Source organism: Azospirillum largimobile (assembly GCF_977007025.2).
Genome location: NZ_CDRMUA020000003.1, coordinates 427894 through 444489 on the forward strand (window position 1 = coordinate 427894; position 16596 = coordinate 444489).

The 16596-nt window shown below is 67.3% G+C and carries 16 protein-coding genes; 7 read left to right on the top strand and 9 right to left on the bottom strand.

Going from position 1 to position 16596, the window contains the following annotated elements:
• Positions 1–251: 251 nt before the first annotated feature.
• A complete protein-coding gene (locus ACWPKK_RS19565; RefSeq protein ID WP_452007416.1) occupies positions 252–1859 on the top strand; it encodes a class I adenylate-forming enzyme family protein in 1608 nt (535 codons plus the stop codon).
• Positions 1860–1866: 7 nt separating this feature from the next.
• On the opposite strand, the gene ACWPKK_RS19570 is transcribed toward ACWPKK_RS19565, so the two are convergent.
• The 6 genes from ACWPKK_RS19570 to ACWPKK_RS19595 form a co-directional block, all read right to left on the bottom strand.
• Positions 1867–2949 (bottom strand): alpha-hydroxy acid oxidase, encoded by a 1083-nt coding sequence (locus tag ACWPKK_RS19570; RefSeq protein ID WP_452007418.1) that lies wholly within the window; start codon positions 2947–2949, stop codon positions 1867–1869.
• A complete protein-coding gene (locus tag ACWPKK_RS19575) occupies positions 2946–3632 on the bottom strand; it encodes a tetratricopeptide repeat protein (protein ID WP_452007420.1) in 687 nt (228 codons plus the stop codon). Before ACWPKK_RS19575 ends, ACWPKK_RS19570 begins: the two co-directional genes overlap by 4 nt.
• A complete protein-coding gene (locus ACWPKK_RS19580; RefSeq protein WP_452007422.1) occupies positions 3632–4318 on the bottom strand; it encodes a Fe2+-dependent dioxygenase in 687 nt (228 codons plus the stop codon). Before ACWPKK_RS19580 ends, ACWPKK_RS19575 begins: the two co-directional genes overlap by 1 nt.
• 112 nt (positions 4319–4430) lie before the next feature.
• A complete protein-coding gene (locus ACWPKK_RS19585) occupies positions 4431–6728 on the bottom strand; it encodes a TonB-dependent receptor (protein ID WP_452007424.1) in 2298 nt (765 codons plus the stop codon).
• A 355-nt stretch (positions 6729–7083) separates the two neighbouring features.
• A complete protein-coding gene (locus ACWPKK_RS19590; RefSeq protein WP_452007426.1) occupies positions 7084–8523 on the bottom strand; it encodes a glycosyl transferase family protein in 1440 nt (479 codons plus the stop codon).
• A 149-nt stretch (positions 8524–8672) separates the two neighbouring features.
• Positions 8673–9110 carry an EamA family transporter gene (locus ACWPKK_RS19595; protein WP_324870481.1) on the bottom strand — a complete coding sequence of 146 codons (438 nt, stop codon included), beginning with the start codon at positions 9108–9110 and terminating at the stop codon, positions 8673–8675.
• Between the two features lie 408 nt (positions 9111–9518).
• Here ACWPKK_RS19595 and ACWPKK_RS19600 point away from each other — a divergent pair, with 408 nt between their 5' ends.
• From ACWPKK_RS19600 to ACWPKK_RS19615, 4 genes are read left to right on the top strand one after another with little or no spacing between them, the layout of a single operon-like run.
• On the top strand, positions 9519–10394 hold the full coding sequence (locus ACWPKK_RS19600) for a siderophore ABC transporter substrate-binding protein (protein ID WP_452008220.1): 876 nt from the start codon (positions 9519–9521) through the stop codon (positions 10392–10394).
• A gap of 43 nt (positions 10395–10437) precedes the next feature.
• The gene (locus ACWPKK_RS19605) at positions 10438–11397 is read left to right on the top strand and encodes an ABC transporter permease (RefSeq protein ID WP_324870479.1); all 960 of its coding nucleotides are present in this window, start codon (positions 10438–10440) and stop codon (positions 11395–11397) included.
• Positions 11387–12355 carry an iron chelate uptake ABC transporter family permease subunit gene (locus tag ACWPKK_RS19610; protein WP_452007429.1) on the top strand — a complete coding sequence of 323 codons (969 nt, stop codon included), beginning with the start codon at positions 11387–11389 and terminating at the stop codon, positions 12353–12355. Before ACWPKK_RS19605 ends, ACWPKK_RS19610 begins: the two co-directional genes overlap by 11 nt.
• Positions 12352–13110: an iron ABC transporter ATP-binding protein gene (locus ACWPKK_RS19615; protein WP_452007431.1), complete on the top strand. Its 759-nt coding sequence runs from the start codon at positions 12352–12354 to the stop codon at positions 13108–13110. Before ACWPKK_RS19610 ends, ACWPKK_RS19615 begins: the two co-directional genes overlap by 4 nt.
• 1 nt (position 13111) lies before the next feature.
• On the opposite strand, the gene ACWPKK_RS19620 is transcribed toward ACWPKK_RS19615, so the two are convergent.
• A complete protein-coding gene (locus tag ACWPKK_RS19620; RefSeq protein WP_452007433.1) occupies positions 13112–13765 on the bottom strand; it encodes a DUF6655 family protein in 654 nt (217 codons plus the stop codon).
• Positions 13766–14147: 382 nt separating this feature from the next.
• Here ACWPKK_RS19620 and ACWPKK_RS19625 point away from each other — a divergent pair, with 382 nt between their 5' ends.
• Both ACWPKK_RS19625 and ACWPKK_RS19630 read left to right on the top strand, forming a co-directional pair.
• Positions 14148–14687 (top strand): sigma-70 family RNA polymerase sigma factor, encoded by a 540-nt coding sequence (locus ACWPKK_RS19625; protein WP_452007435.1) that lies wholly within the window; start codon positions 14148–14150, stop codon positions 14685–14687.
• 84 nt (positions 14688–14771) lie between these two features.
• The gene (locus ACWPKK_RS19630) at positions 14772–15776 is read left to right on the top strand and encodes a FecR family protein (RefSeq protein WP_452007437.1); all 1005 of its coding nucleotides are present in this window, start codon (positions 14772–14774) and stop codon (positions 15774–15776) included.
• 12 nt (positions 15777–15788) lie between these two features.
• On the opposite strand, the gene ACWPKK_RS19635 is transcribed toward ACWPKK_RS19630, so the two are convergent.
• Complete coding sequence (locus tag ACWPKK_RS19635; protein ID WP_452007439.1) at positions 15789–16157, bottom strand: helix-turn-helix domain-containing protein; 369 nt, start codon at positions 16155–16157, stop codon at positions 15789–15791.
• Positions 16150–16404, bottom strand: coding sequence for a type II toxin-antitoxin system RelE family toxin (locus ACWPKK_RS19640; RefSeq protein WP_452007441.1), 255 nt, complete (start codon positions 16402–16404; stop codon positions 16150–16152). Before ACWPKK_RS19640 ends, ACWPKK_RS19635 begins: the two co-directional genes overlap by 8 nt.
• Positions 16405–16596: the final 192 nt, after the last annotated feature.

Genomic DNA, 16596 nt, shown 5'->3' on the forward strand with positions numbered 1-16596 from the left:
TTGACACTCAGTTCATAGAATGACATAGTCTTTGGGAGATCGACAAGGGCGGTGCCGGTTCATGCAGGGTTGTAGCACGTAGGTCTGATCGGCTGCTTAAGCCCTTCTCCCGCAAGGGGAGAAGGGCTTCCGTGATGGAAAGCGGCTACTCCGGCCTTAGGCGCGGTAACCCTGCGGCTCATGCGCGGAGATCCGCGGCTGCGGCGCCGGCCCCTTCATGGAATTCAACGAAATCGACAGGGAGGACGGGCATGTCCTGGCCGGAAGGAACGGGCGTTCCCAAACGGCGCGAGCTGCTTTTCGGCACGCGTCTCGTACCATGCTACAGCGAGCGTCCGGCGACCATCGACGCCATGTTCCGCGACGCCGTGTCCCGCCGGCCCGATGGCGAGGCGCTGGTGGATAATGAGCGGCGTTACAGCTATTCCCAACTCGACGGGCTGGTGACGCGCGCCGCTGCTGCGCTGATGGCGCGGGGCGTGCGGCCGGGCGAGCGCATGGCCCTGGTGATGAGCAACCGGGCGGAGTTCCTGATCGCGCTGCTGGCGGCGGCGCGTGCCGGCATCGTCGCGGTGCCGATCAGCGCGCGCGAACAGCGGCCGGGCATCGCCGGAATCCTCAACGATTGCGGCGCCTCAATCCTGGTCCATGACGCAGCCCTCGCCGACCGCATGCCCACTGCCGAGGAGGTGCCGTCACTGGCCCTGCGGCTGTCGGTCGGCGGCGCAGTGGAGGGCTGCCGGCCATTCGAGGATCTGCTGGAAGCCGACGCATCTGTTCCGGGTCCCGCAACGGCGCAGGGGGAGGAGGACACCGCCGTCATCCTCTACACCTCCGGGACCACGGGGAAGCCGAAGGGCGCGCTGCTGGCCCATGTGAACATCATCCACTCCTCCATGCATTTCGAGGAATGCTGGGACTATCGCGAGGGGGAGCGGGCGGTGCTGGCCGTGCCGGCCTCGCATGTCACCGGGCTGGTCGCCGTGGTGATGGCGATGATCCGCGTCGCCGGCTGCACGGTGATGATGCCGGCCTTCGACGTCGCCGGATTCCTGGAGTTGGCGAGCCGGGAGCGCATGACCACCACCGTGCTGGTCCCGGCGATGTACAATCTCTGCCTGCTGCGCGCCGATTTCAGCCGCTACGACCTGTCTTCCTGGCGGATCGGCGGCTTCGGCGGTGCGCCGATGCCGGAAGCGACGGTGGAGGCGATGGCGGAGCGGCTGCCCGACCTGCATCTGCTAAACGCCTACGGTTCCACCGAATGCGCCACCATCATCAGCGTGGTCCCCATCGGCCATACCCGCGCCTGCCTGGATTCGGTCGGCATGTGCGTGCCCTGCGGCGACCTGCGCATCATCGACGAACATGGCCGCGAATGCCCGCCGGGTGTGAGCGGGGAGGTCTGGATCCGCGGGCCGATGACCATTCGCGGCTATTGGAACCGCGAGGACGCCACCCGCGACAGCTTCGTCGATGGCTATTGGCGGTCGGGTGACATCGGGGCGGTGGATGCGCAGGGCTATCTGCGGCTCTATGACCGCAAGAACGACGTCATCAACCGCGGCGGCCACAAGATCTACAGTGTGGAGGTCGAAAACCTGCTGGTCCGCCATGCCGACGTGGTGGAGGCGGCGGTGGTCGCCCATCCCGATCCGGTGCTGGGCGAGAAGATCCACGTCTTCGTCATCTCCAAGTCCGGCGGCCTGACCGAGGACGACGTGCGCGACTTCTGCCGGGCCAACCTCGCCGACTACAAGGTGCCGGACTATGTGACCCTGCTGGGCGATGCGCTGCCGCGCAACGCCAACGGCAAGGTGACGAAGCGCGTGCTGCGCGATCAGGTCTCTGCCACGTAGACCCTGCTCATGCGGACGGGTGGATCACCGAACGATCGATCTCGGCCAGGGTCGCGCGGCCGGTCAGCGCCATCGCGACCTCCAACTCGGTCTGGAGAAGCGTCAGCATATGGGCGACGCCGGCCAATCCGCCGACCGCCAGCGCGTGCAGCACCGGCTGGCCGACCAGCACGGCATCGGCGCCGAGGGCCAGCGCCTTCAGGATGTCGGTGCCGCGGCGGATGCCGCCGTCCATCAGCACCGGCAGGCGGCGGGCGGCCTTGGCGGCGACCGCGGGCAGCGCGTCGATGGTGGCGGGCAGGGTGTCCAGCGTCCGGCCACCATGGTTGGAGACGATGAGGCCGCCGGCCCCCGCCGCAATGGCGGGCTCCACGTCGTCGGGGTTGAGGATGCCCTTGAGCAGGACGGGCAGGGGCGTCTCTCCGCACAGCCACGCCACCGTCTCCCAGGTCGGGGCGGCATGGAGCATGCCCTGGAACACCGGGCTGCCGGGGCGGGCCGGCCTGAACGTGTCGGGGGCGAGGCCGGCGAGGTTGACCGGCGCGATGGTGGGCGGCAGGCGGAAGCCGGCGCGCTGTTCCATGTTGCGCATGCCGTTGACCGGTGCGTCCACCGTCAGGACCAGCGCCCGGCACCCGGCATCCTCCGCCCGGCGCACCAGCGTCAGCGTGTCCTCCCGCCGGGGCTGGGTGTAGAGCTGGAACCACAGCGGCGCCGAAGCCCGCCGGGCGATCTCGTCCAGGCGCACGCTGGCCTGGGTGCTGACGGTCATCCAGCTGCGCGTCAGGCCGGCGGCCTCCACCGTCGCCAGTTCGCCATCGGGATGGACCAGCTTGTGATAGGCCATCGGGGCTAGAATGATGGGGTAGTCGAGCGTCTCGCCGAACAGGCTTGAGCTTGCGGTGGCGTTGGACAGGTCGCGCAGCACGCGCGGCATCAGGCGCAGGCGGTCGAAGGCCTCGCGGTTGGCGCGCTGGGTGATGCCGTCCGCCCCGGCGCCGCCGATATAGGCGCGGGTGGCCGGATCGACGCGATCGTTGAAGTGGCGTTCATAGTCGAACAGCGAAACGGTATCGGGCGGAACGCTCATCGATGGGCTTTCGCTTCCTGCGGGGAGTCCGGTTCGGCAAGCGCAGCGGCTTGCGCTGCCAGCGCCTGGATCCGCGGATCGGGGTGCGGCGCCAACGCGGCGGCCATGCTGCGGTAGAAGTCGGGGAAACCGCTGTCGAGCGCAAGGCGGAACCAGCGCAGCGCCTCGTCGCGCAGCCCGTCGAGCAGAAGCATGCGGGCATAATTGAAGCGGCCCCAGCAGTCGCCGCCTTCCGCCGCCGCCTTGAACAGGGCACGCGCCGCGGCATCGTCGGCGGGCACCGCGCGTCCGCTCTCGTGGAAAAGGCCCAGCATGTTCAGCGCCTTGGCGATGCCCTTGGCGGCGGAAACGGCGTAGAGCCGGTAGGCGGCTTCGTCGTCGGCGGGAACGCCGACGCCGCGGCAATGGAGGTCCGCCAGATTGAACAGCGCCCAGCCGTCGCCGAGATCGGCAGCCTTGCGGTAGTGCGCGGCGGCCTGGACCGGATCGGCGGGAACGCCCCAGCCATGTTCGAGGCAGCGGCCCAGCATGTTGATGGCGCGTGCGTCGCCGCCGCGCGCGGCGCTGCGGAACCAGCCATAGGCCTGTTCGCCCTCGCCGCGGTCGAGGCAGGACTGGCCGAGCGCCAGCAGCGTGTCCGCGACGCTCAACCCCGGCATGGCCGTCCGCGCACGCTCCGCCATCACACCTCCGCCCAGCGGCGCAGCAGGTTGTGATAGTGGTTGACCAGGGACAGGACGGCGTGGTGGCCGTCGCCCAGCTCCTGCCGCAACTCGATGATCGCCATGTCGAGGTCGTAGAGCATGGCGCGCAGCCCGTCGTCGCGCACCATCGACTGGGTGAAAAAGAAGGAGGCCCAGCGGGACCCGCGCATCACCGGGCTGACTTGATGCAGGCTGCTGGACGGGTAGACCACGGCGTGGCCGGCCGGCAGCTTGACCGATTTGGTGCCGTAGGTGTCCTCGACGATCAGCTCGCCGCCGTCGTAATCCTCGGGATCGCTGAGGAAGATGGTGGTCGACACGTCGGCCCGCATGCGCATGCCGCCGGTGCCGGGAATGGCGCGGATGCTGTTGTCGACATGATAGCCGTAGGTCATCGCCCGGTCATACCGGTTGAACATCGGCGGCAGGACCCGCAGCGGCAGGACGGCCGAATTGAAGGCCGGGCTGCGGGCGAGCGCGCGGAGGATGACGACGCCGAGTTCCCGCGCGGTCTCGCTTTCCTCGGGGATCTGCAGGTTGTGCTTGGCGCCGGCGGCCTGATCGCCCGCGGTGACGCGCCCGTCGACCCAGGGCGAGGTTTCCAGCACCGACCGGCACTGCGCAACCTCGTCCGCGGTGAGGATTTCGGGGATCTGCAGGAGCACGTGAGAAGGTCCTTGTGATGGGGTGAAGGGGGAAGCACCGCGTGTTGGTCCGAGAATCCTCGCCGCGCGTCCCCCTCACCCTAACCCTCTCCCCAGGGGGGAGAGGGAACTTTCAGAACGTCAGCCCCGTCGTCAGCATGACGGTGCGGCCGGAGGCCGGGACCGCGCGGACGGCGTTGAAGGCCGAGGTGTAGTTGCGATGGTCAGTCAGGTTGTAGCCGTTTAGGGCCACGGAGACGTTGCGGTATTCGTAGGACACCACCGCATCGGCCGAGAAGGTGTGGGGAACGCGGGCGGTGTTGGCGCTGTCCGACCAGTATTCCGACGCCACCTGCATGCCGCCGCCGACCGTGAACTTGCCGGGAATGCCGGCCTCGAACTCGTAGGTCGTCCACAGGCTGGCATTGTGCTTCGGCACGTTGGGGGCCACCTTTCCGACCAGCGCCGGGTTGGTGCGGGACTCCGTCACCTTGCCGTTCAGGTAGGCGTAGTTGGTGTAGATGTTCCAGTGCTCCGTCACCTTGCCGCTGATGCTGGCCTCGAAGCCGCGGACGCGGACGCCGAGACCGGATTCGGAGAAGCCGTCGGTGACGGTGCCGGTGGCGGGATCGACCGAGTAGGTGTTCGACTTCTCGGCCTGGAAGATGGCGCCGCTGACGCCCAGGCGGCCGTTCAGGAAATCGGCCTTGCCGCCGATCTCGTACAGGTCGGTCTGCTCCGGATCGAAGCTGCGGGCGCCGTTCGGCGTCTCCGCCGTGCCGTTGGTGACCGCCGCGGCGATGTCGGTGCCGATCGGCTTGTAGGAGCGCGAGTAGGAGGCGTAGACCGACGAATCCGGTGTCGGTTCATAGATCAGGCTGACCGACGGGCTCCAGGTGCGCTCGGAGGCCGAGCCGCCGGCAATCGCCGGATCGGCGGCGCTGAAGCTGGTGCGGAAATAGTCCCAGCGCAGGCCGCCCTGGACCGACAGCTTGTCGAACAGCCACACGCGGTCGGTGACGAACAGGCCGGCGTTGGTCACGCTGGATTCACGTCCGCCGGCCGCCGGATAGAGGATGGCGGTGTTGGCGGCATAGCTGTGGGACGGGTTGCGGATGGTCTGGGTGTTGGTGCGGTTGACCCAGCTGCCGGATTCGCGCTTGTCGCGCTGATAGCTGACGTCGAGGCCGCCGTTCAGCGAATGGCGCATGCCGAACAGCTCGCCGTTCACCTTGGCGCCGGTGACGTTCTGGACGCCGAAGCCCTGCTGCTTGAAGGCCATGCCGCCGCCGGCACCATAGCTGATCACCGGGTTGCGGCCGGCCAGGAACTGGGTGGCGGCGGTGCCGGTGAGCGCGGCCGGGTTGGTGGCGGCGAAGTTGCGCTCGTAATGGCTGAAGCGGGAGTCGTTGTAGACCGACAGCGCCTTGTTCACCTCATGCGCGAAGGTCGAGGTGAGGATGTGGTTCTCGGTGTCGTCGCGGTCGAGGTTGCGGACGTAGGAGGTCGAGCGGTCCAGGCCGAACTCCCCCGCCGGACGGAAGATGCCGTCGCGGCCCTGCACCATCGGCTGGCCCATGTCGGGCGTCTTCTCGCCCTTCAGGAAGGCGTAGTTCAGGTGCCAGGTGGTCGGCGTGCCCAGGCCCAGGCCCAGGTCCGCGGCGATGCCGCGGCGGTCGGCTTCCACCTCGTCGCGGTCGGCGACGTTCTGGGTGTGGTAGAGGCCGTTCACCCGCAGCGCCGCGGTATCGCTGAGCGGCTGGTTGATGTCCACCGTGGTGCGGTAGGTCGGGCCGGTGCCCACCGACTGGTCGATCTGGACCTTCGGCTGCAGCGACGCCTTCTTGGTGCCCTGGTTGATCACGCCGCCGGAGTTGCCGACGCCGAAGCCGTTGCCCGACGGCCCCTTGAAGACCTGCACCGTTTCGGTGTTGAAGACGTCGTGGGTGTAGACGCCGAAGTCCTTCAGGCCGTCGGTGTAGATGTCGCCGCGGGCGGTCAGGCCGCGGATGCGGAACTGGTCGCCGTTCTGGCCGCCGTTGCCTTCACCGGTCGAAATGGTGATGCCCGGCACGTTGCGCAGGGTCTGTTCCAGCGAGGTGGCGCGCTGCTGCTCGATGATCTCCTGCGGCACGACGTTGACGACGCGGGGCGTGTCCTTGACCGTTTCCGGCAGGCGGGACACGCCGGTGGGGGCGGCGTTGACGTTGCCGGTTTCCGGCGCAACGGCATCGACCTTGATCGAATCGAGCTGGAGGGCGTCGGTGGAGGAGCGTTGCGGCGTCGGACCCGTCCCCGGAGCGCCCGTTCCCGTGCCGGCCGTCTGCGCATCGGCCGTCGCCGGAATGGCGAAGGTCATGGCCAGGCTGGCCGTGGCGGCCGCACCGGCCAGAAGGGGTCTCAGTCCGTTGGGGGACGTGGTCTGTCGCATCAAGCTCTCCCGAAATGCGCCAAGGTGATTGGACGATCGCTGGACCGCCTTCTACCAATGGGATAGCCGCCTCCTACAACAGGCGAGATTCAGAATCATTCTAAATTGCAAAATCGCTAACCTACCAAGGCGGGTGCGGATGAGATTCTCTGCGCCACGAGGGCGTGGAGAGGCACCCGGCACCCATGAGGGAGCGCTGCCGGGGGATATTTATGTTTCCCTTTCATGTCAGTGCTTTAGGAGTGACTGATGCAGCGATTCCGGTGTCATGGAGCGACGGCGGTGGACGCCGGATTCAGCCTTGTTGCTGAAATATCACGCCGTTAATAAGAATGATTTGCATCCGCATCGCGGCTCAGCGTGATTGACGTTGCTTCCACAGATAGTCCGCCTTGGCCATTGCCTCATCGAACCCGCCGCCGTCGCCGGGCAGCGAAAACAGGGCGAAGGCCGCGGTACCGACGATGATCCGCTCCGCCCGCGCATCGCGCATCGCACCGGTCCACACCCCCTGCCAGTATTCCAGGCTGGTGCCACGCGGCCGGGGCGTGGCCGGCGGCTCCGCCATGCGGGAGGGAAGGGCCAGGTCGTTCGGCTCGCCGTCGATCAGGCGATGGATGGTTGCCGGGCGGAAGGGCGTGTATTGGGCGACGTCGCGCACGCTGCCCAGCACGGAGATGTGGGGCAAGCCCAGCAGGCGCGCGGTGTCGCGATGCAGTTCGCGGTGCGACGGCTTGGTCACGCCCAGCAGGCTGGTGCGCCCGCCGGCCGGCCTCAGCAGATGGACCGCCTCCAGGGCTGCGTTGCGGAACTGGGTCAGCCGGTGCAGGCCGATCAGCCGATGGATCTGCGGGGCGAGCGCAGTCAGCGGAACATAGGCGATCCGCTGGGTCGCCAGAGCGGCGCCGATGTCGTCCGCGGTCGAGCAGACCGGAATCCCCAGCGCGGCGGCCACCACCTCGTACCGTCCGGCGGCGGGGCCGCTGCCGGTGTTGCCGTGCAGAAGGACGCGGTGCCCCGCCTGCGCCACCAGCTTCGCGGCATGAAAGAACCAGGGCGGGTTGTGGTAGTTGGGCGAGGTGAAGCAGGGCCAGTCCAGGTCGGCTTCGGGAATGGGGGACGGGGCTGCCGGGTGCCCCCGGCCCAAGCGCCCCTCGAACCGGGCGGCGACATGGCCCTGCATCGCCCGCACGAAGCCGGCGAGTTCCGGCGCGGTGGCGCCGCGCACGCGCATCATGCCGAACAGCGCGCCGGTCTGGATCGGGTCCGCCTCGCCGGCCAGGATGATGCCCATCGCCTCTTCCGCTTCCTCCATGGTCAGCGGGCGGCCATGGCCGCCGCCGGCGATGCCGAGGACGCCGATGTTCCGGGCCAGCCGGTCATGGGGGGAGTTGCTTTGGCCGACCCGCTCCAGATTGGCGGCCACCTCCGCCGGGGAGGGTTGGCCGTCCAGCAGGTTGGCCGGCCGCGTCGCCAGCGGCGGGACCGGAACGGAGGACGGGACGTTCCAGCCCGGATCGAAGGGCTCGGACTGCAGGGCGGTGACGGTCGGCTGGAACAGGTCGTCGATGGCCGCCGCCAATCCCTGCACCTTCGGCCGCAGCGCCTCGGCGAAGGGGGTGGGAACGAGGCCGCGGCCGGAGCGGACGAACAGCGGATCGCCGAACTCCTCCCGCATCTGGCCGAGCAGGCGGCTGAGCGCCGGGGTCTGCATGTCCAGTTCCCGAGCGGCCAGCGTGACGTTCCGCTTCGACAGAAGGGCATCCAGCGCCACGATCATGCGCCCGCGCGTCAATTTGTCGCTCGCTCGGCTGGCTCCCTGGCGGGATTCGAACCGGTCCGCAGGCGCGGGGGGAAGATCGCTCATGCTGCCCATATGGTGCTCTCTTCGGTCTCTTGAAGGCCAGCGATAATGATATGCAGTCGCGTTGCGGGGCAAGCGGCCTACTTGAAGGCCAGCAGGATCACACCGGCGGCGATCAGGACCACGCCGAGCCAGTTCGGTGCCGACAGCTTCTCACCGAGGAACAGCACGCCGAACAGGGCGACCAGCACCACGCTGAGCTTGTCGACGGGCGCCACCTGCGAGGCGGGACCGAGCTTCAGCGCGCGGAAATAGCAGAGCCAGGAGGCCCCGGTGGCGAGGCCCGACAGGACCAGGAACAGCCAGGTCTTTCCCGATACCGCCGATGGCGACAGCGACTGGCCCGTCGAGACGACGATGCCGATCAGCAGCAGGAAGATGACGGCCGTCCGGATCAGTGTCGCCATGTCGGAGCCGACACCCTCCACCCCGACTTTGGCGAAGATGGCGGTCAGCGCCGCGAAGCAGGCGGACAACAGGGCCCACAGCATCCAGGACGGAAACAGGCCATCGGTCATTCTCTTGATTTCCCTCATTGTTTTCACCGCGGTCGCCAAGGCGCCGACGGCACCCGAGACATGGAGCCTGCAACGGATGCGATGGCTTCGGGAAGCCCGCTCACTGCCGCGGGGCAGGGCGGCAGGGTCCAAGCGCGGGCATGGCCGCCATCCGTGCTGCGTCGCATCGCCCCACGCGGAAGTTTTTGCAAGTGAGAATTAGAGTCGTTAGCATGTGCCATCGGGGACCGGTCCCGGGGGGCGCACCGGCCCGCTCTGCCCGCCCGGACCTGTCCTGCGCCTATCGGCGTCCGCAGGTTCGGTGCATTCTGGATAATTTTGGGAGTTGTGATGACCATCGTGACGCGCCGCAGGGACCTGTTGACGGCAGGTCTGGCGATCGGGGTTTCCGGCTTGGCGCCCTTCCTCATGCCGCGGGCGGCCTTCGCCCAGACCGCCGCCCCTGGCACCATCCGCCATTCCCAGGGCGAGACGAAGCTGCCCAAGACGGTCAACAAGGTGCTGTGCTTCGACATGGCGTCGCTCGACACGCTGGATGCGCTGGGCGTTCCGGTCGCGGGCGCGCCGAGCGGGCTGAAGCCCGGCAACCTCGCCAAGTATGACGGCCCCGGCTATGCCAGGATCGGCACGCTGTTCGAGCCGGATTACGAGGCGGTGAACGCCGCACAGCCCGACCTGATCATCGTCGGCGGCCGGTCTGGCCCGAAATACGCCGAGCTTTCAGCCATCGCCCCCACCATCGACCTGACGGTGAAGCCCGAGCGCTTCTTCGACAGCGCGCTGGAGAATGCCGACACGCTGGGCCGCATCTTCGGCAAGAGCGCCGAGGTGAAGGCCCGTGCCGACAAGCTGCGCGCGACGATCGCCGAGGTGAAGTCGATCGCGGGCAAGGCGGGCAAGGGCCTGCTGATCCTGACGACCGGCGGCAAGATCAGCGCCTATGGTCCGGGATCGCGCTTTGGCGTGCTCCACACCGAATATGGCGTGGTGCCTGCGGCCGAGAAGCTCGACACCTCCAACCACGGGCAGGCGATCAACTTCGAGTTCATCCTGCAGACCAACCCGGACTGGCTGTTCGTGATCGACCGCGATTCCGCCATCGGGCGAGAGGGCCAGTCGGCCAAGCAGCTGCTGGACAACGAGATCGTGCGCCGGACCGCCGCATGGCAGAAGGGGCAGGTGGTCTATCTGAACGCGGCGAACTGGTACCTGATCGGCGGCGGGCTGAACGCCATGCAGCAGGATGCCGACGACATCAAGGCGGCCCTGACGAGAAAGGCGTGACGATGTCCGCCTTCGCAATCGCTGCCGGCGGTGGGTCGCCGGCATGAGGGGGATTGTTCTGGCTGCCGCCGGCGTCATCGCGCTGGCGGCAGCCAGCCTGTTCGTCGGCGTCAGCGACGTGACGATCGGCACGATCCTGAGCGGAGCCTCGGACGAGGCGACGCAGGTGCTGCTGGTCAGCCGCATACCGCGCACGCTGGCATTGGTGCTGGCCGGGGCCGGCATGGCGGTGTCGGGCCTGATCCTGCAGATGCTTGCCCGCAACAAGTTCGTCGAGCCGTCCACCGCCGGGACCGCGGAATCGGCGGTGTTCGGCATGCTGATGGTGACGCTGCTGGCGCCGGAAACCCCGATGCTGGGCCGGATGCTGGTGGCGGGCGTCTGCGCACTGGCGGGAACCGCGCTGTTCCTGGGCATCCTGCGGCGGATGCCGCTGCGCTCCCCGCTGATCGTGCCGCTGGTCGGCATCATGCTGGGGGCGGTCATCACCGCTTCGACGGAGTTCGTCGCCTACCGCTTCGACATGCTGCAGTCGGTGCGGGCATGGGAGACCGGCGACTTCTCCGGCGTTCTGCGCGGGCGCTACGAACTGCTGTGGATCGGCGCCGTGCTGACCGCCGTCGCCTATGCCGCGGCGGACCGCTTCACCGTCGCCGGGCTGGGGGAGGATTTCACCACCAACCTGGGCCTGAACCACCGGCGCGTGGTGTCGCTCGGGCTGGTCATCGTGTCGCTGGTGACGGCGGCGGTGATCGCCACCTGCGGCATGATCCCGTTCCTGGGCCTGATCGTGCCCAACCTGATCAGCCTGATGCGCGGCGACAACATGCGCCTCTCGCTGCCCTGGGTGGCGCTGTTCGGCGCCGGGCTGGTGCTGGCCTGCGACATCGCCGGCCGTCTGGTGATCCGCCCCTACGAGATCCCGATTGGTACGACCATGGGCATCGTCGGCAGCGCGATCTTCCTTTATCTGCTGCTGCGGAAGAACCGCCATGCCGCCTGATCGCCGTTCGCTGCCTCCTGCCGTCCTGATCGCAGGGCTGGGCGGGCTGGCGGCCGCGTCCATCGTCCTGTTCCTGACCGTCGGCGCGAAGGGAAGCTGGAGCTTCATCCTGACCTTCCGCGGCACCAAGGTCGCGGCGATGGTGCTGGTCGGCTATGCCATCGCCATGTCCACCGTGCTGTTCCAGACCATCACCAACAACCGGATCCTGACCCCGTCGATCATGGGGTTCGACGCCCTCTACCGGCTGATCCAGACGTTGCTGGTGTTCCAGTTGGGATCCGCCGCTGTGTCGGCCTTCGACCCGCGCCTGCGCTTCGGGATCGAGGTCGCGGCGATGGTGGCCTTTTCCTGGCTGCTCTATCGCTGGCTGTTTTCGGGAAGCCTGCGCGGGCTTCACCTGCTGATGCTGGTGGGCATCGTATTCGGCGTGCTGTTCCGCAGCCTCACCAGCTTCCTGTACCGGGTGATCGACCCCAACGAGTTCCTGGTGGTGCAGGACCGCATGTTCGCCAGCTTCAACCGGGTGGACGGCCAGCTTCTGGCTGTGTCGGCGCTGGTCGTGCTGGCGGTGTCGGTGATGGTGTGGCGCAAGGCCGGCGTGCTGGACGTTCTGGCGCTGGGGCGGGACGCCGCCATCAACCTGGGCGTCGATCACCGACGCGAGGTGATGCGGGTGCTGGTGATGGTGTCGGTGCTGGTCGCCGTCTCCACCGCCCTGGTCGGACCGGTCACCTTCTTCGGCCTGTTGGTCGCCAATTTGGCTTATCTGCTGGTGGATACGCACCGCCACCGGCTGATCCTGCCGGTGGCGGCGCTGGTCGCCATCCTGGTGCTGATGAGCGGCCAGCTTGTGCTGGAACGGCTGCTGGGCCTCAACGGCGCGCTCAGCATCGTCATCGAGTTCCTGGGCGGAATTGTCTTCCTGATCATCCTTGTGCGGAGAGCGGCCCGATGATCGAGGTCCGGAATGCCAGCAAGTCCTACGGCGAAACCCTGGTGGTCGACGACGTGTCGATCACGCTGCCGGCCGGCGGCGTCATCTCGCTGATTGGGGCGAACGGGGCCGGCAAATCGACCCTGCTGTCGATGATCAGCCGCCTGCTGCCGGTGCCCGCCGGCACGGTGACGGTGGAGGGCATGGACGTCACGACGACGCCCGGCGACGTGCTGGCGCGGCACCTGTCGATCCTGCGGCAGGACAACCAGATGACCGCGCGGCTGAGCGTGCGCGACCTGATCGCCTTCGGCCGCTATCCCCACAGCAAGGGGCGGCTGACGGTGGAGGACCAGGGCCATATCGAGCGGGTCATCCGCTATCTGGAACTGGAGGCGGTGGCCCACCGCTTCCTCGACGAGCTGTCGGGCGGCCAGCGCCAGCGCGCCTTCATCGCCATGGTGCTGTGCCAGGACACCGACTATGTCCTGCTGGACGAGCCGCTGAACAACCTGGACGTCAAGCATGCTGTGGCGATGATGAAGCTGTTCCGCCGCACCGCCGACGAGTTCCGCAAGACCATCATCCTGGTGCTGCACGACATCAACTTCGCCTCCTGCTATTCGGACCGGATCGTGGCGATGCGCAACGGCCGCATCGCGCATCAGGGCCCGCCGGAGGACATCATCACCCCCTGCGTCATCCGCGACGTCTATGGTGTGGATGCGGACATCCACGAGATCGACGGCAAGCGGGTGGCGCTGTATTTCCGTTGACTCAGTCGTCCCAGGGCTTCGGGTCGGGGCGGGTGTCGGGCGGCAGCAGGTCGTTGGTGTCCCAGCTCAGCATCAGCAGCAGCACCCACTCCGCGCGGTTGGAGAAACCGTATTGCGGCCCGCTGGAGGAGACCAGCGCACCGGTGTTCTTGTCATAGGCGGTGGCGGCGATCTTGGCGACGCCCTGCGTCAGCTCCTTCTTGAACAGCGAGATCTCCGGGGTGGAGGAGGTGCCGCTGACCGGCATCGGGATGTCGATGCTGGGAATGCCGAGAAGCGAGCTTTCGCTGTCCACCGACAGGGCGCCGACCCGCAGTTCCACGACTGTGGCGGCGGCGTCGCGCGTCTGGGCCATGGCGGCACCATGGCGCAGCAGGGCGTCGCGGACGGCGAAGACGGCGTATTTGGTGTCGTAGCCTTCGACGCCGCTGGCATCGACATAGACGCTGCCCTTCACCGCCAGCCGCCCGGCCAGACGCTCCGCCGCCTGGTCCGCGGCGGTCGAGATCAGAAGCTGTTCGGTGGCGGAGCGGGCAGGCGTGGTGACATGCGCGGTGGAGCATCCGGCGAGACCAAGACAGATCGTGGCGAATAGTATTGGGATGGAGGTCCGGTATAGACGGTGCCATGCCCTGTCCCTACCCGGTACCGGCATGTGAAACGAAGTGGTCCGTCCGCCGAACATTGTGCTTTTCCCTGAACTCTACCATCTGTGGCCACATGCGAAGCAACGAGCCACCTGAAGCGGCCTATCCAGACCTACGCGTCCGCTCCGGTCAATGGCGCAGATGTTCAGGTCGGTCTCTATGCGTTTGGAGCAAGTTGACGGATCCGACATTACGCGAAGGTTAGAGATCTATGGAAATCGTCACGGCGCGACAGCGGCGATATTGATAATCATTCGCAGTCCTGCTATCAGCGACAGACGGATTTTCCTCATTCCCGCCCTCAGGCTTCCTGACCCTGGACCCAACCCATTCTGGACCGACATGGCTTCCAATCGGGCTTCCGATCGGGTTTCCGATCGGACTGCGGATATGGCCTCCCACATGCGCCGCCTGCTGGTCGATGGCCTCTTCCGGCAGCACAATTCGGGCCTCCTGCGCTTCCTCGTCCGCCGGCTGGGCTGTCGGGAGAGTGCGGCCGATGCCGCGCAGGAGGTCTATCTGCGCCTGCTGCGCTTTGCCGGATCGGGGCCGATCAGCCATGAGACGTCGTACCTGTATGCCGCCGCCGCCAACGTCGCGTCCGACCTTGCGCGCGCCCGCCGGGCGGAGGAGCAGCGCGCGGCCGGCGACCTGCCGGATTGCCTGCCCGACCCGGCCGGCGCGGCCGAGACGGCGCGGCCGGACGATGCCGCCGCCGCCCGCCAACGGGTGCGCCTGATGCAGGCGGTGGTGGACGAATTGCCGCCGCGTTGCCGCGAGGTGTTCCTGCTCAACAAGGTCGACGGGCTGAGCCATGGCGAGATTGCGAATCGCCTTGGAATTTCGCGCAACATGGTTGAAAAGCACATCATCAAGGCGCTGCTGCATTGCCGGCAGAGGCTGGGCGACGGCACAGACGACCAACCGTAGGGGTACTCCGTCCTTGGGCGTCAGGGAAGGAGCGCCTTTCCAGGTCCAATACGGTATGGGTCCAGCGAGCGTCAGGAACAGGCGATGACCTCCGATCATAAATGCGCATCGGGAACCGCACCGGATGCCCTCACCGAAGAGGCGGCGCGGCGTCTCGTACGCCTGCAGTCCGACGCGGTGACGGACGCCGAACGCCGCGATACCGAGGCGTGGCTCGCCGCCAGTCCGCAGCACCGTGCCGCCTTCGACGGCCTGCGCGCGGTATGGAGCGCACTGGACAGGATGCCCGACCCGCGCCCGGCGGCACCCGTTCCCCCAATGCGCCGGAACCGCCCCGCCCATTCCTCCGTCAGCCGCCGTTTCGCCCCGCTGGCTTTGTTGGCTGCGAGCGTTGCCACTGCTGCGGTCTTCGGCCCCGCCACCCTGGACCGCCTGGGCAGCGAGCACAGCACCGCGGCGGGGGAGCGGCGGACCGTGACGCTTGCCGACGGATCGCAGGTCCAACTCAACACCGACAGCGCCATCGCGGTCGATTTCAGCGGCTCGAACCGCCGCGTGACCCTTCGTCGGGGCGAGGCGTTCTTCACGGTCACGTCCGACCGCAGCCGCCCGTTCGAAGTGACGGCGATGGGTGCGGTCACCCGCGTTGTCGGCACGCGCTTCGCCGTGCGCCGGATGGACGGCTCCACCCGCGTGGCGGTGGACGAGGGCATTGTCGAAGTCCATTGCCCGGCCGGCATGGCGTCGGCGGAGGACGGCGTCCGCCTGACCGCGGGGGAGACCGCGCGCTATGAGCAGGGCGCCTGCCCGGTGCGCGAGACTGGACTGAACGTCGCCCGCCTCACGGCATGGCGCGACGGCCGCGTGGTCTTCGACGACCGCAGCCTCAGCGAGGTGGTGGGGGAGCTGAACCGCTATCGGGCAGGCCCCATCGTCCTGCTGGATTCCAAGCTGGGGGAGCGGCGGGTCACCGGCGTCTTCGACATCCGCGATCCCGACCGCGCCCTGTCTGCCATCGAACAGGTGCTGCCCATCCGCGTCCACCGCATCACCGGCTACTTCGCCGTCCTGACCGGGCGGGAGGGGTGAGCGGATTCGCGATCAGGTGATGTCGTCGAGGTCGACTTGCAGGGCTTCGGCGATCCGCTTCAACACGTCCACCGTGCCGATCCGGGAACCCGCTTCGATCTGGGACACGTATGCCTGCTTCAACCCGGCGGCGTCGCCCAACTGCGTTTGCGTCAAGCCCCTGTATTCCCGGAACACCTTCACCGGATGCTCGCCGTCGATAAGGCGGTCGGCCACATCCGCAGGATAGGTTTCCGGCTTTGCGGCCTGATAGGCATCGAAGGCACGAAGGCCGATCGCTTCGTCGGCAGCTTCCAGGAGCCGTTCGTATTCTGCGATTGGCAGCACCGCAAAAGCGGGCCGGCCCTGGTCGTCCCTGATGATCTGAGCGGGGTTAGTCATAAATGTCTCCTCTCGGGCCGATTTCGATAACGATCAGGACCAGAACGCCGGCTTCTATCGTATAGATCACCCGCCAGTCTCCGACGCGGAGCCGATAGCCGTCGCGGCCCTTCAACTTCTTCACATTGCGTGCCTTTGCCGGATCGGCAGCCACTTCTTCGATTTTTTGGCGAATCAGACCCGCCGTGTTGCGCGGCATCCGACGGAGGATCTTCAGCGCATCGGCTGTGTAGCGGATCGAGTGCATGCCAAAAAATAGCGATTTGCAATGACATTTCCCAGCGAAATGTGATTTTGAGCGTTCCTTAGATTAGCCCTTCGGCAGACATCCTGAGAATAATTCGCAAAATCGTCAAAACGGACATCAGGGGTTTCGCGCCGCCGCCGGTCTTAACGGTCAGGAGGATCCCGGCTTGGCCTTGGCAACGGGCGGCGGGAT

Excerpts from the sequence above, each read along its gene's own strand:
- ACWPKK_RS19615 (WP_452007431.1), top strand. The coding sequence starts at position 12,352 with ATGATCGAGGTCCGGAATGCCAGCAAGTCCTACGGCGAAACCCTGGTG.
- ACWPKK_RS19635 (WP_452007439.1), bottom strand. The coding sequence starts at position 16,157 with ATGACTAACCCCGCTCAGATCATCAGGGACGACCAGGGCCGGCCCGCT.
- ACWPKK_RS19610 (WP_452007429.1), top strand. The coding sequence starts at position 11,387 with ATGCCGCCTGATCGCCGTTCGCTGCCTCCTGCCGTCCTGATCGCAGGG.
- ACWPKK_RS19640 (WP_452007441.1), bottom strand. The coding sequence starts at position 16,404 with ATGCACTCGATCCGCTACACAGCCGATGCGCTGAAGATCCTCCGTCGG.
- ACWPKK_RS19585 (WP_452007424.1), bottom strand. The coding sequence starts at position 6,728 with ATGCGACAGACCACGTCCCCCAACGGACTGAGACCCCTTCTGGCCGGT.
- ACWPKK_RS19620 (WP_452007433.1), bottom strand. The coding sequence starts at position 13,765 with ATGCCGGTACCGGGTAGGGACAGGGCATGGCACCGTCTATACCGGACC.
- ACWPKK_RS19625 (WP_452007435.1), top strand. The coding sequence starts at position 14,148 with ATGGCCTCCCACATGCGCCGCCTGCTGGTCGATGGCCTCTTCCGGCAG.
- ACWPKK_RS19570 (WP_452007418.1), bottom strand. The coding sequence starts at position 2,949 with ATGAGCGTTCCGCCCGATACCGTTTCGCTGTTCGACTATGAACGCCAC.
- ACWPKK_RS19605 (WP_324870479.1), top strand. The coding sequence starts at position 10,438 with ATGAGGGGGATTGTTCTGGCTGCCGCCGGCGTCATCGCGCTGGCGGCA.
- ACWPKK_RS19600 (WP_452008220.1), top strand. The coding sequence starts at position 9,519 with ATGCCGCGGGCGGCCTTCGCCCAGACCGCCGCCCCTGGCACCATCCGC.
- ACWPKK_RS19630 (WP_452007437.1), top strand. The coding sequence starts at position 14,772 with ATGACCTCCGATCATAAATGCGCATCGGGAACCGCACCGGATGCCCTC.
- ACWPKK_RS19595 (WP_324870481.1), bottom strand. The coding sequence starts at position 9,110 with ATGACCGATGGCCTGTTTCCGTCCTGGATGCTGTGGGCCCTGTTGTCC.
- ACWPKK_RS19575 (WP_452007420.1), bottom strand. The coding sequence starts at position 3,632 with ATGGCGGAGCGTGCGCGGACGGCCATGCCGGGGTTGAGCGTCGCGGAC.
- ACWPKK_RS19565 (WP_452007416.1), top strand. The coding sequence starts at position 252 with ATGTCCTGGCCGGAAGGAACGGGCGTTCCCAAACGGCGCGAGCTGCTT.